The 13,884-nt window shown below is 58.0% G+C and carries 8 protein-coding genes; all 8 read left to right on the top strand.

From position 1 onward, the window contains the following. The first annotated feature begins 142 nt into the window (after positions 1-142). The 8 genes from F506_RS13015 (at position 143) to F506_RS13050 (ending at position 13,873) form a co-directional block, all read left to right on the top strand. On the top strand, positions 143-1,939 hold the full coding sequence (locus tag F506_RS13015; RefSeq protein ID WP_053201571.1) for a PHA/PHB synthase family protein: 1,797 nt from the start codon (positions 143-145) through the stop codon (positions 1,937-1,939). A gap of 8 nt (positions 1,940-1,947) precedes the next feature. Then, positions 1,948-4,632 (top strand): magnesium-translocating P-type ATPase, encoded by a 2,685-nt coding sequence (mgtA, locus tag F506_RS13020; protein ID WP_083457848.1) that lies wholly within the window; start codon positions 1,948-1,950, stop codon positions 4,630-4,632. Between the two features lie 77 nt (positions 4,633-4,709). Then, positions 4,710-6,215, top strand: coding sequence for an efflux transporter outer membrane subunit (locus F506_RS13025; protein WP_083457851.1), 1,506 nt, complete (start codon positions 4,710-4,712; stop codon positions 6,213-6,215). A 2-nt stretch (positions 6,216-6,217) separates the two neighbouring features. Further along, a complete protein-coding gene (locus F506_RS13030) occupies positions 6,218-7,291 on the top strand; it encodes an HlyD family secretion protein (protein ID WP_053198052.1) in 1,074 nt (357 codons plus the stop codon). Next, positions 7,288-10,059: a ribosome-associated ATPase/putative transporter RbbA gene (gene rbbA, locus F506_RS13035; RefSeq protein WP_053198054.1), complete on the top strand. Its 2,772-nt coding sequence runs from the start codon at positions 7,288-7,290 to the stop codon at positions 10,057-10,059. Before F506_RS13030 ends, rbbA begins: the two co-directional genes overlap by 4 nt. Before the next feature lies 1 nt (position 10,060). Next, entirely contained in the window at positions 10,061-11,203 is a 1,143-nt protein-coding gene (locus F506_RS13040; protein WP_053198055.1) for an ABC transporter permease, read from the top strand. Positions 11,204-11,261: 58 nt separating this feature from the next. Beyond that, a complete protein-coding gene (locus tag F506_RS13045; protein WP_053198057.1) occupies positions 11,262-12,665 on the top strand; it encodes a bifunctional enoyl-CoA hydratase/phosphate acetyltransferase in 1,404 nt (467 codons plus the stop codon). Continuing rightward, on the top strand, positions 12,662-13,873 hold the full coding sequence (locus tag F506_RS13050) for an acetate/propionate family kinase (protein ID WP_053198060.1): 1,212 nt from the start codon (positions 12,662-12,664) through the stop codon (positions 13,871-13,873). The genes F506_RS13045 and F506_RS13050 overlap by 4 nt, the downstream gene beginning before the upstream one ends. Positions 13,874-13,884: the final 11 nt, after the last annotated feature.

The raw sequence follows: 13,884 nt of genomic DNA on the forward strand, positions 1-13,884 counted from the left end.
TCCGTCGTTTGACTCAATGGCGGCATTGCTTGCTGGCCGCTGGTGTGTCTGTACACGGAAATCCACTAACTTGATCTGCATCAAGTCTCTTGAGAGCGGCCTTGTTAGGCTGGCGTCACTGTTTCCCGAAAGGCTCCCTGCCATGGACAAGAAATACCTTCCTCCCGCGGTCGTTGAACGGTTGGCCAGCGCTTGGCTGGCGCCGTTGCGTTACGACTATCCTGAAAGTGACAATGATTCGGCTCGCCTGGATCTGATGAGCAATGCCTGGCTAGGAAAAATGAGCGGCAACATTTCACCGGCCGCGATGTTCAACGCATATACAGACTGGATAACCCACCTCGCCTTGTCACCGACCAAGCGCGTTGCGCTGCTGCAAAAGGCGTGGCAAAACTGGGAGCGCTGGAGTGTCTACAACCGGGCATGTTGCAATGACAGCGAGAATACAAGCTCGCCAGCCTGCATAGAGCCACTTCCGCAGGATCGTCGCTTCAGCGACCCGGCCTGGCAGCAATGGCCGTTCAATGCCATCTCCCAAGGCTTCTTGCTTCAGCAACAGTGGTGGCACCGCGCCACAACCGGGGTTCGCGGCTTATCCCAGCATCACGAAGACGTAGTGACGTTTACCGTGCGTCAAGTCCTGGATATGCTTGCGCCGTCCAATTTTTTTGCAACCAATCCGGTAGTACAGCAAGCGACTGTCAATTCGGGTGGAAGCAATCTCGTCCAAGGGGCACTCAATGCCATGAGCGACTGGCGTAAAAGCGTGCCGGGACAGCATGACAATGAAAACTCTGATTTCAGAGTCGGCAAAGAGGTTGCCGTCACGCCCGGAAAGGTCGTTTTTCACAACAAGCTCATCGAACTGATTCAGTACGCACCGGCAAGCAAGACTGTGCATGCGGTCCCCTTGCTTTTTGTCCCTGCGTGGATCATGAAATACTATATTCTGGACCTGTCTCCGCAAAATTCTCTGGTCAAGTATCTGGTCGATCTTGGCTATACGGTCTACATGATTTCCTGGAAAAACCCGGTGGCGGAAGACCGCGAGTTATCGATGGATGACTATCGTCGGCTGGGCGTTATGGCGGCAATCGACACCATCGTTGCGCAGACCGGCTCCAAACAGATCAATGCCGTCGGCTACTGCCTGGGCGGGACCCTGCTATCGATCGCCGCAGCGAGCATGGCGCGTGATGGCGACAACCGCCTGGCAAGCATGAGTCTGTTTGCATCTCAGGTCGATTTTGAAGAACCTGGCGAGCTGTCATTGTTCATCGATGAAAGCCAGGTCAGCTTTCTGGAAGCCGTCATGTGGGATCAGGGATATCTCGACACCAAGCAGATGGCGGGTGCGTTTCAGTTGCTGCGTTCGAACGATTTGATATGGTCCCGTCGGCTCCATCAGTACCTCCTTGGTTTGCCTGAACAAAAAAGTGATCTGATGGCGTGGAACGCCGACGCGACGCGCATGCCCTATCGCATGCATTCCGAGTATCTGCGCCAGCTGTTCCTGAAAAATGACTTGGCGGAAGGACGTTATCTCACCGACGGCAGGCCCATCAGCCTGACCGATATCCGTCTTCCTGTTTTCGCCGTGGGGACCGTTACCGACCATGTCGCTCCCTGGAGATCCGTCTTTAAAATTCATCGGCTGACCGACACCGACGTCACCTTCGTGCTCACGTCCGGCGGTCACAACGCAGGTGTGGTATCGCCGCCCGGTCATCCGCATCGCAGTTATCAGATAGCGACTCACACTGACAAACAAAGCATGGTGGATGCAAGTGCATGGCAGGCCGGCGTCGAACGTCACGAAGGTTCATGGTGGCCCGCCTGGGAGGCATGGCTGCGCAAACGCTCAGGAAAACGCGTTGCACCGCCGCCCATGCCGACGCATGGACTCGCCGCGCCTGGGAAATATGTCATGCAGCCGTAGGATAGAACATGCCTGGTCCGAGCAACACCGCTTCTTCATCTTCCAATGCCTTCCTTGCGAGACATCCGGATGCCCTCCGTCGCGCTTCCCACTCTCCGGCACAAGCAGCCGAAGCGGTGTTGCGAAGCGTCGCTGCACTGACGCCAGACGCGGCGCTGGAGCAGCAAGCGTCTTCCTTGCAGGGCCTGACCATAGCGGAAGCAGAAGAACGCCGGAAAAAATATGGAGTCAACGCCATTGCATCGAGGAGTAGCTTGCAAGGATGGCGCCGGTTTCTGACACTGCTGGCCAGTCCGTTGTCGCTGCTGTTGCTGCTGCTGACTTGCGTCAATCTTGTCATCGGAGAGACTTGGGGCGGCGTGATGATCGGCATCATGGTGATTCTGTCCACCTTGCTGTCGTTCTTGCAGGAACATCGCGCAGACAAAGCCGCACAACAGCTTCGATCGATGGTGGCCACCACCGCCACCGTCCAGCGGGCTGACCAAGGCAAGCTCGAGATCCCGCTTGCAGAGCTGGTACCCGGAGACATCATTTTTTTGTCAGCTGGGGATATCGCTCCTGCCGATGTGCGCATCTTGTCGGCCAAAATGCTGTTTATCAGCCAGGCGGCGCTTACAGGCGAATCTCTTCCTGTTGAGAAGACCTCAATAGCATCGATGCCATCGATGGCGACCTCGGGCGAGAACCTGACGGATATTCCCAATTTGGCGTTTATGGGCACCAATGTCGTCAGCGGCACCGGAACCGCGCTCGTCGTCGCCACCGCCGAGCGTACTGCTTTTGGACATATTGCCGTCGATCTGATCAAAGCGCGGGAGTTGACCAGTTTTGATCGTGGCATTGACAAGTATGTTCATCTGCTCATGCGCATCATGCTGGTGATGGTGCCTCTGGTGTTCCTTCTCAATGGAATAACCAAGGGAGACTGGCTGGAGGCGTTGCTGTTCGCCGTCGCTATCGCCGTAGGACTGGCGCCGGAGATGCTTCCCATGATCATCACGATCAACCTGGCCAAGGGTGCATTGGCAATGTCCGAGAAGAAGGTCATCGTCAAACGGCTTAATGCGATTCAGAATTTCGGTGCAATGAACATCCTCTGCACGGACAAAACAGGCACGCTGACCCAAGACCGGATCATCCTCGAAAAACACGTCGACATCGATGGCGTCGATTCACAGAAAGTAGTGGAGTACGCCTATCTGAACAGTTTCTTTCAGACCGGCCTCAAGAACTTGCTGGACATGGCGATCCTGAGCTATCCCGGCATGCAAGAAAAAGTCGAGCCCGACCGCCACTTTCACAAAATTGATGAGCTGCCTTTCGATTTCGAACGGCGCCGCATGTCGGTCATCGTGGAGCAAGCCAACCATACCCGATTACTCATCTGCAAAGGCGCTCCTGAAGAGATCCTGAGTATCTGCACCGATGCCGAACACAACGGCAAAGCGGTGCCGCTTGCCCCGCATCATGGTGCGGAGTTGAGCAAGACGGTCGATGATCTGAACGACGATGGTTTTCGCGTCATTGCCGTTGCCTGCAAAGAGCTGCCGGAAAATGGCGCAACAGCGACGAATGAATTCTCCAACAACGATGAATCCGGGCTGACATTGGTCGGCTATATCGCTTTTCTGGATCCGCCGAAAGACAGTGCTGCCGAAGCCATCGCCAGTCTTCATGCCTATGGCGTGACAGTGAAAGTACTTAGCGGCGACAACGGTGCGGTCGTGCGCAATGTGTGCCGCCACGTTGGCTTGCCGGGAGAACAGGCCGTTCTCGGCAGCGATATCGACGCGCTCAGCGATGAGGCGGTTGGAGAATTGGCCGAACGAATCCATATTTTCGCCAAGCTCAATCCACAGCAAAAAGCCAGAATCATCCGCTGTCTTCAACAACGACATCATGTAGTTGGCTATCTCGGTGACGGCATTAACGACGGCGCTGCGCTAAAAACTGCAGACGTCGGCATTTCAGTCGATAGCGCGGTGGACATCGCGAAGGAATCGGCCGACATCATTCTTATGCGCAAGAGCCTGGTAGTCCTGAAAGACGGCGTGCTGGAAGGCCGCAAGGTCTTTGGCAACATTACGAAGTACATCAAAATGAGTTCCAGCTCCGCTTTCGGCAACATGCTGAGCGTACTTGGCGCGAGCGCCATACTGCCATTCCTGCCCATGGCGCCGGTCCAGATACTGCTGAATAATCTGCTTTACGATTTTTCGCAGACCACCATTGCGACCGATCATGTCGATGCGGAGTATCTCAAGGAGCCACGGCGTTGGGAAATACTCGACATCGGTCGATTCATGATGGTGCTGGGTCCGGTGAGTTCACTCTTCGACTACCTGACGTTTGGCGTCTTGTGGTATCTCTTCGGCGCGGGGAACCAGTCCTTGCTGTTTCAATCCGGCTGGTTTGTCGAATCGCTACTGTCGCAGACTCTGGTGGTGCATGTCATCCGGACAGGAAAAATTCCTTTCATTCAGAGCAAGCCCAGCCTGCCGTTACTCGCAACGACGGCCATCATCTGTCTTTTGGCCTTCTGGCTACCGGCCTCACCGTTTGCTCATGCGCTTGGCCTGACAGCGTTGCCGTTTGGTCTGAATGTGGCCATTCTGGCCATCGTTTTCGCCTACCTGCTGCTGACGCAACTGCTCAAATCCTGGCTTATCTCGCGCTTCGGCCTTAAATGACCAGCTGCAATTGTTCCTTTGCAGACATTTGATTGACATCAAGATGTTGGAGGCGCACGGCCCGTAGACTGCTTCGCATGGTATCGATCGGTGCGGGAGTCAACGTGGTTTTAAAAGAAACATCAATACACAGAAATTATCTGGCGAGCAGGTGCTTCGTGGCTGCGGTCTTCGTTGCGCAATTAGCCGGCTGTGTCTCGCTCGCCCCTGACTACGTACGTCCCGCGTCGCCGGTTCCTTCTCACTACGACAGCGTTACGGGCGCTTCGCACGCGCCTGCCGACATCGTTGGGTGGCGCAGCTACTTTCAGGATCCGCAGCTCCAATCGCTCATTGCGCTCGCCTTGCAAAACAACCGGGATCTCGGGATCGCCCTCGCTCGCGTGGATGAGGCACGCGCCGCCTATGGCATTGAGCGTTCCGCACAATTTCCATCCATCGGAGCCCAGGCGGAACTTGAGCGTTCGCGGGTGCCGGGCGATCTCAATCTCACCGGGAAACCACTGGTGGCAAACCAATATCAGGTGGGATTGGGAATGGCCAGCTGGGAGCTGGACTTCTGGGGACATATACGCAGTCTCAAGGACGCCGCGCTGGAGAATTATCTCGCCTCAGAGGCAGCGCAACGCGCCGTACGCATCGACCTGATTGCACAAGTGGCAACCAGCTATCTGATCTTGTCCGAACTCAACGAGCGCCTGTTCCTTGCCGAGCAAACGCTGGCCAGTCGTGCCGAAAGCTATCGCATATTCTCGCGGCGCGTCGAGGTGGGCTCCACGTCACGGCTTAATCTGACACAGGTGGCGGTACTGCTGACACAGGCTCAAAGCCTGGTGGCGCAACTGGAGCAGGAACGTGCGGCACAGGTGCATCGCCTTACCTTGCTGGCCGGCACCGAAATGGATGAAACGACGCTGCGCAAACGCCTTTCGGATGTCGACGCGCCACGCCGTTTGCGGGCCGGCGCACCATCCGAGTTGTTGATCAATCGGCCAGACATCATTGCGGCAGAGCATCAGCTCAAGGCCGCCAACGCCAATATCGGCGCAGCGCGCGCTGCGTTCTTTCCCCGCATTGCCCTGACAGCTTCTGCCGGTACGGCGAGCGCCGAACTCGGCGGCTTGTTCGGTAACGGTAGCCGCGCGTGGACGTTCTCGCCGGTCATTTCCTTGCCGCTGTTCGACGGCGGCCTTCGCAACAGCAATCTGAACTTGACGACAGCGCGCCATCATATCGCCGTACTCAATTACGAAAAAAGCATCCAGAATGCATTTCGCGACGTCTCCGATGCCTTGTCCGCCCGCATGTGGCTGGACTACCAGGTGGACATCGCTTCTACCTCTCTCGCCGTCCAGCTCGAACGTGCACGCTTGTCGACGCTACGCTATGACAACGGCTCGGCTTCGTTTCTGGACGTGCTGGACGCCCAGCGCGACCTTTTGACTGCACAACAACAGCTCGTCCAGTTGCAACGCGCCCTGTCGACCAGCAACGTCAGCCTCTATGCCGCGTTGGGCGGCGCCACCGATGAAGTCCCCGCCGCTGATGGCAAGACCGTCTCCACGACCGATCCAGACAATTGACCATGAACACTCCTTCGCGCCGCACTCTGTACCTCCTACTGCTCGCCTTCGCTGCATTGGCTATCGCCTGGTATGCATGGAAGCAGCTTCGCCATACCGGCCCTGGTGCCGATTTCGCAAGCGGTAACGGCCGTATCGAAGCGACCGAAATCGACGTTGCAGCAAAGCTGCCAGGCCGCATCGGCGACATCCTCGTCAGCGAAGGCGACTTCGTCGCGGCCGGCCAACCTCTGGCGCATATGCAAACGCAGGTATTGCAGGCGCAACACGCCGAGGCCTCTGCCCAGAAACAACAAGCCATTGCCACGGTCTCCAGTGCAGAGGCTCAGGTTGTTGTACGTGAAAGCGATTTTCAAGCTGCACAAGCGCTGGTCGTGCAACGGGAAAGTGAGCTGGAAGCGGCACAACGACGCCTGATTCGTTCCGAGACGCTGGTGCAGGAAGGCGCCTCGTCAATCCAGGAGGTCGACGACGATCGCACCCGGGTTCGCACGACACAGGCTGCACTGACTGCTGCGACTGCGCAGACAAAGGCGGCATCGGCGGCAATCAGCGCTGCGAGAACCCAGGTATCAGGAGCTTCCGCCACCGTGACCGCAATGGCGGCAACGGTATCCCGCATTGAAGCCGACATCAATGACAGCGCGCTGACGGCGCCCCGCAGCGGGAGAGTGCAATATCGCGTGGCGCAACCCGGCGAAGTGCTCGGAAGCGGCGGAAAAGTGCTCAACCTGGTAGATCTGAGCGATGTCTACATGACCTTCTTCGTCCCCGAGGCGGTAGCCGGGAAACTGGCGATCGGCAGCGATGTGCGCCTGATTCTCGATGCCGCCCCTAAATACGTGATCCCCGCCAAGGTGTCCTACGTCGCCAGCACGGCGCAGTTCACGCCGAAGACGGTCGAGACCGCCAGCGAACGGCAAAAACTGATGTTTCGCGTCAAGGCGCGGATTGACCGGGAGCTTCTGTTAAAACATCTGCAACTGGTCAAAACCGGCTTGCCCGGCGTCGCCTGGGTCAAGCTGGCGGCACAGACGGACTGGCCTGCTGATCTGGCTGTGAAAGTGCCGCAGTGAGCGGCCTTCCCTCCAGCGATCCGCCGGATATCGTCGCGCGACTATCCGGCGTCAGCCTGCAGCTTGGCAAGACACAGGCGCTCACCGACATCAATCTTGTGCTTTCGGCCAAACGGATGATCGGCCTCATCGGACCGGACGGTGTTGGCAAATCAAGCTTGCTGTCCCTGCTGGCAGGCGCCCGCCAGATACAGCAAGGCCAGATTGACGTGCTGGGCGGCAGCATGGCTGACAGCCGCCATCGCAGCAAGACCTGCCCACGTATTGCCTATATGCCGCAAGGCTTGGGTAAAAATCTCTACCCCACGCTGTCGGTGGAAGAAAATCTGCAGTTCTTCGGGCGCCTGTTCGGACACGACGCAATATCCCGTCGGCGCCGGATTGATGAACTGACACAAAGCACCGGACTGCAGCCTTTCCTGTCACGTCCCGCCGGCAAACTGTCCGGTGGCATGAAACAGAAATTGGGCCTGTGCTGCGCATTGATCCACGATCCCGATTTGCTGATTCTTGACGAGCCTACCACCGGCGTGGACCCGCTGTCGCGCGCCCAATTCTGGGATTTGATTGCAAGGATCCGCGACGAGCGCGAAGGCATGAGCGTGATTGTCGCAACCGCTTATATGGAAGAAGCCGAACGCTTTGACTGGCTGGTCGCCATGGATGCCGGCAATATCCTGGCAACCGGGACGCCAGCGGAACTACGAGAGCAAGTCGGCGCCGCCTCACTGGAAGCGGCGTTCATTGCACTGCTCCCGGAGGCCCGGCGCAGCAGGCATCGCGCCGTAGTCGTCACGCCTCTGCAAACCACGGATGGCGATGAAATCGCCATCGAAGCCAAAGGGCTGACGATGCGCTTCGGCGATTTCATCGCTGTCGATCATGTCGATTTCAGAATCAGGCGCGGCGAGATATTCGGCTTTCTCGGCTCCAATGGCTGCGGCAAATCGACCACCATGAAAATGCTGACCGGCCTGATCCCTGCCAGCGAAGGGCAAGCCTGGCTGTTCGGCCATGAAGTCGACGGCAGTGATATCGCCACGCGTAGCCGCGTCGGCTATATGTCACAAGCATTTTCTCTTTACAGCGAATTGAGCGTCCGGCAAAACCTGGTGCTGCACGCGCGCCTGTTCCAGGTGCCCGAGAACGATATCGCATCAAGAATCGATGAAATGGCCAGGCGCTTCGATCTCCACCAAGTTCTCGATGAGTTGCCGGAAGGATTGCCGCTGGGCGTACGTCAGCGATTGTCGCTGGCCGTCGCCATGGTCCATCGTCCGGAACTGTTGATCCTTGACGAGCCGACTTCCGGCGTTGATCCGATCGCACGCGACATGTTCTGGCAACTGATGATCGATTTGGCGCGCAACGATCATGTCACGATCTTCATCTCCACGCATTTCATGAATGAGGCCGAACGCTGCGACCGCATCTCGTTGATGCACGCAGGCCGCGTGCTGATCAGCGCGAGTCCGGCAGAGCTGGTCCGGCAAAGCGGTGCGGCGACACTTGAGGAGGCGTTCATCGGCTATCTCAAAGAAGCGGCCGGCGAGCAGAATATGACGTCGTCGCCTGCGCTGACGTCGCAGAACGCGGCAGAAACAGCCGCGCTGCCGTCCGTTTCACCACGCCGGCAAAACCGAGGCTTCCGGTTCGGACGCGCCTATAGCTATGCGCTGCGAGAAACCTTGGAATTGCGGCGCGATCCGGTAAGAGCGACGCTCGCCTTGCTGGGGACGGCTATTTTGCTGTTCATCATCGGCTACGGCATCAGTCTCGACGTCGAAAACCTGTCCTATGCGGTACTTGACAGCGACCAGACTTCGCTGAGCCAAAGCTATGCACTCAATCTCTCCGGCTCTCGCTATTTCATCGAGAAGGCGCCGTTATCCAACTACCCGGAACTGGACCGTCGCATGCGTGATGGAGAGTTGTCGCTGGTAATAGAAATACCATCCGGATTCGCGCGCAACATTGAACGCGGCGCACCAGCGCAAATCGGAGCCTGGATCGACGGCGCCATGCCCATGCGCGCCGAGACCATCCGTGGCTACGTACAGGCGATGCATCAGATGTGGCTCGTCGACATGGCTACGCGCCGGCTGGGCATGCATCCTGTCGCAGCCAGTTCAATCGAAACACGCTATCGTTACAATCCCGACGTCAAGAGCCTTCCTGCCATGGTGCCGGCAGTCATTCCGATGCTACTGATGATGATTCCAGCGATGCTGACAGCGTTGTCCGTCGTGCGGGAGAAAGAGCTAGGATCAATCATCAATCTCTACGTCACACCGATTTCCCGTGCTGAATTTTTGCTCGGCAAGCAAGTTCCGTACATATTGCTGGGAATGATCAACTTCCTGTTGCTGGCATTGCTCGCGGTCACCGTATTCGGCGTCCCCATCAAGGGCGACTTCGCCTCGCTATCGCTGGCGGCGTTCATCTTTATCGTCTGTTCTACCGGATTGGGCTTGCTGGCGTCCACCTTCACCAACAGCCAGATTGCAGCGATCTTTGTCACGATGATCGGCACAATCATTCCCTGCGTGCAGTTTGCCGGCCTGCTCAATCCGGTATCGTCACTGGAAGGCGCAGGGGCTTTGATCGGACGCCTGTATCCGGCCTCACATTTCCTCACCATCAGCCGCGGAATCTTCAACAAGGCGCTCGATTTATCCGGACTGATGCCCTCCTTCTGGTCGCTGCTGGCGGCTGTCCCTGTCATTCTGGGCGCATCCGTTCTGCTGCTCAGAAAGCAGGAGCGCTGATATGGCTCGCCATCTCTCCCTGCGTTCTGCCGCCAATATCCTTCGCCTTGGCGTCAAGGAATTATGGAGCCTGGCGCGTGATCCGACAATGCTGGTGCTGATTGTCTACACCTTCAGCGTCTCCATCTACGTCGCCGCAACGGCCATGCCGGACAGTTTGCATAACGCCGCCATCGCCATCGTCGATGAAGACGGCTCACCTTTATCCGCACAGATCGCCGCCAGTTTCTATCCGCCCTACTTCAAACTGCCGGACATGATTTCTTCCGATCAGATGGACGTTGGCATGGACAGCGGCAACTACACCTTCGTACTGGACATTCCTCCTGATTTCCAGCGTGATGTGCTGGCCGGCCGGTCTCCTGCGATGCAGCTGAATGTGGACGCCACGCGCATGAGCCAGGCATTTACCGGCAACGCCTATATTCTTGAGATCATTAACGCCGAAGTGACAGAGTTCCTGCAGCGATATCGCGGCCTCGCCGCCTCACCGGTGGAACTGGTGCTACACGCTCGCTTCAATCCCAATCTGGAGCGTGCCTGGTTCGGTGCACTCATGGAAATCATCAACAACGTCACCATGCTATCCATCATCCTCACCGGCGCGGCGCTCATTCGGGAGCGTGAACACGGCACCATCGAGCACTTGCTGGTGATGCCTGTCACACCACTCGAGATCATGCTGGCCAAGGTGTGGTCCATGGGCCTTGTGGTGTTGCTGGCGGCTGCGGCGGCGCTGGTGTTCATCGTCCAAGGCGCATTGCGGGTGCCAATTCAGGGTTCCATCCTTCTGTTTCTGCTTGTGGCCGCGTTACACCTGTTCGCGACGACGTCGATGGGCATGTTCATGGCGATGCTGGCGCGCTCCATGCCGCAGTTTGGCATGCTGCTGGTACTGGTGCTGCTGCCCCTGCAGCTGTTGTCGGGAGGATCAACCCCACGCGAAAGCATGCCGGTATTGGTGCAAGACCTGATGCTGGCAGCGCCGACCACGCATTTCGTCTCCGCCGGACAGGCAATTCTTTACCGGGGTGCAGGTTTGAGCGTGATCTGGCCGCAGATGCTGGCCATCGTTGGAATCGGGGCCGTGTTGTTCTTTGCCTCGCTGACCAGATTTCGAAAGACTCTGGGTCAAATGGCCTGAATATCCCTATGAATCCCACTAACGAACACACGCAAGCAATTTTCCATTCGGAGGCCTCATGAGCAACGACGATCTGTGTATAGTCCGGAACCGCATTTTCGATGAAATCATGGTCGGCGACGCTGCATCCATAGAGCGGACACTGACAGCGCAAGACATCCAGTTGTTTGCCGTGCTCTCCGGCGACGTCAATCCTCAGCATCTGGACGCTGAATTCGCTTCATCAACCCGCTTCCATGGCGTTATTGCGCACGGCATGCTGGGAGGTGCACTGATCTCCGCGGTGCTTGGCACCCGGCTGCCGGGGCCGGGCACGATCTATCTCGGGCAAACGCTGAGTTTCAAGGCGCCGGCACGCATTGGCGACACACTCACCATCAGCGTATGCGTGACGGAACGGCACGAAGTGGGCAAACGACTCAAACTCGCCTGTTCCTGCATCAATCAAAACGGGATCACCGTCATCGAGGGCCAGGCCGACGTCATTGCCCCCACAGAACGCATATCAATGCCGCGCACCACCTTGCCCGAGGTGCGGCTGCTCAGCGGAGAGAACGGCTTGCTGCGCTTGCTCGAACATGTTCGCCCCATGGGTGCGGTGGTCACCGCGGTAGTGCATCCTTGCGATGAACTGAGCCTGTCGGCAGCACTTGATGCGCAGGCAGCCGGGTTGATCGTACCTGTGTTGGTCGCTCCCCGCGCAAAACTACAAGCCGTTGCCGACAGCAACAAACTGGATATTTCGACACTGCGTATTGAAGATGTTCCTCACAGCCATGCAGCGGCGGCTCGTGCCGTTGAGCTTGCGGCCAGCGGCGAGGTTGCAGCACTCATGAAAGGAAGCCTGCACACCGATGAACTGATGTCGGCTGTGCTGGCCTGCCCCGCTCTGCGGACCGGACGGCGCCTGAGCCACTGCTTCCTGATGCAGACACCGAGCTATCCGCGTCCCTTCATCATTACCGATGCCGCCATCAACATCGCTCCGGACCTGGACGAAAAAGCCGACATCATCCGCAACGCCATCGGACTTGCCCAAGCCATTGGCGTACAGCAGCCGCGCGTCGCCATTCTGGCTGCGGTCGAAACCGTCAATCCTCGCATGACCGCCACCTTGGACGCGGCCGCGCTCTGCAAGATGGCGGATCGCGGCCAGATTCGCGGTGCAGTACTGGATGGACCGCTGGCGTTCGACAATGCCGTATCCATGGCGGCAGCGCGCATCAAAGGCATCGTTTCCGATGTGGCTGGACGCGCCGATATTCTCGTCGTACCGGATCTGGAGAGCGGCAACATGCTGGCCAAACAGCTTGAATATCTTGGCGGCGCCGCCAGTGCCGGCATCGTGCTCGGCGCGCGGATACCGATCGTCCTGACCAGCCGTGCCGATTCGCGCGAATCCCGCATCGCCTCCTGCGCCATTGCACTGTTACTGGCCAAGCGCGAGCAGGAGGAGCCATGAACGATTGCATTCTGGTCCTGAACTGCGGCTCATCAAGCATCAAATTTGCCTTGTTCAATACGCCGCTGCCGCATCAGCGTACGCCGCTGTGGAGTGGCAAGGCCGATGGCATTACGGGATCTGCCCCGACCTTTTCCGTATCAGGACAAGCCACGGAGAACCTGTCGTTTGAGACCGACGCTCCGTATCATGAGGCGCTCGTGCGCATCCGCGACTATACCGTCAACAGGCTAGGCAACAATCGCCTTGTCGCGGTAGCACACCGCGTGGTGCACGGCGGCGCCAAATACTCTGCCCCGGTACAGGTCGACCATCAGGTGCTAGCCGACTTGCGCAGCTACATTCCACTGGCGCCGCTGCATCAGCCGTTTGCGCTGGATGCCATCGAGAGCTTGCTGCATGCTCAGCCGGGCTTGACGCAGATCGTCTGCTTCGACACGGCCTTTCACCACACCTTGCCGCGGGTGGAGAAAATGTTGCCCATTCCCTATCCCGCCTGGGAGCGAGGTGTACAGCGTTACGGCTTCCATGGCTTGTCATACGAATACATGTCAGTTGTGCTACCGGAGCGCTACGGCGACCTTGCCCGGGGCAACACTATCGTTGCCCACCTCGGTAGCGGCGCCAGCCTTTGCGCCATGCGAGGTTTGCGCAGCATGGCCACGACGATGGGATTTTCTGCGCTGGACGGGCTGATGATGGGAACCCGCTGCGGGTCGCTCGATCCAGGTGTGCTGCTCTATATGATGGAGACCGAAGAATTGTCTCCGCAGCAACTTGGACATGTGCTGTACCACGAGTCCGGCCTGTATGGCGTCTCCGGCATATCGGCCGATCCGCGCGCACTCATCGCGGTCGAACATGACAACCCACGGGCTTTCGACGCCCTTGCTTTGTATGTGCGGCGCATTGTTCGGGAAATCGGTGCGCTGGCAGCAGTGCTGGGCGGCCTCGACATGTTGGTATTTACCGCCGGCATCGGTGAGCATAACGACGAGCTCCGGCGCCGAATCTGCGACGCCCTGCAATTCCTCGGACTGACCCTCCACGACCAGGCCAATCGAACCAATCAGGGTCATGCCGCATTAATTTCCTCATCGCGAAGCCGCGTCGCCGTAGCGGTGGAACCGACCAATGAGGAATGGATGGCGGCAAGTCTGTCACAGCCGCTGCTGCCAATGACGTCGTTGTATTGCAACGTTGTATGACTCGCTTTCAA

The organism is Herbaspirillum hiltneri N3 (assembly GCF_001267925.1).
Classification (GTDB): Bacteria; Pseudomonadota; Gammaproteobacteria; order Burkholderiales; family Burkholderiaceae_D; genus Herbaspirillum; species Herbaspirillum hiltneri.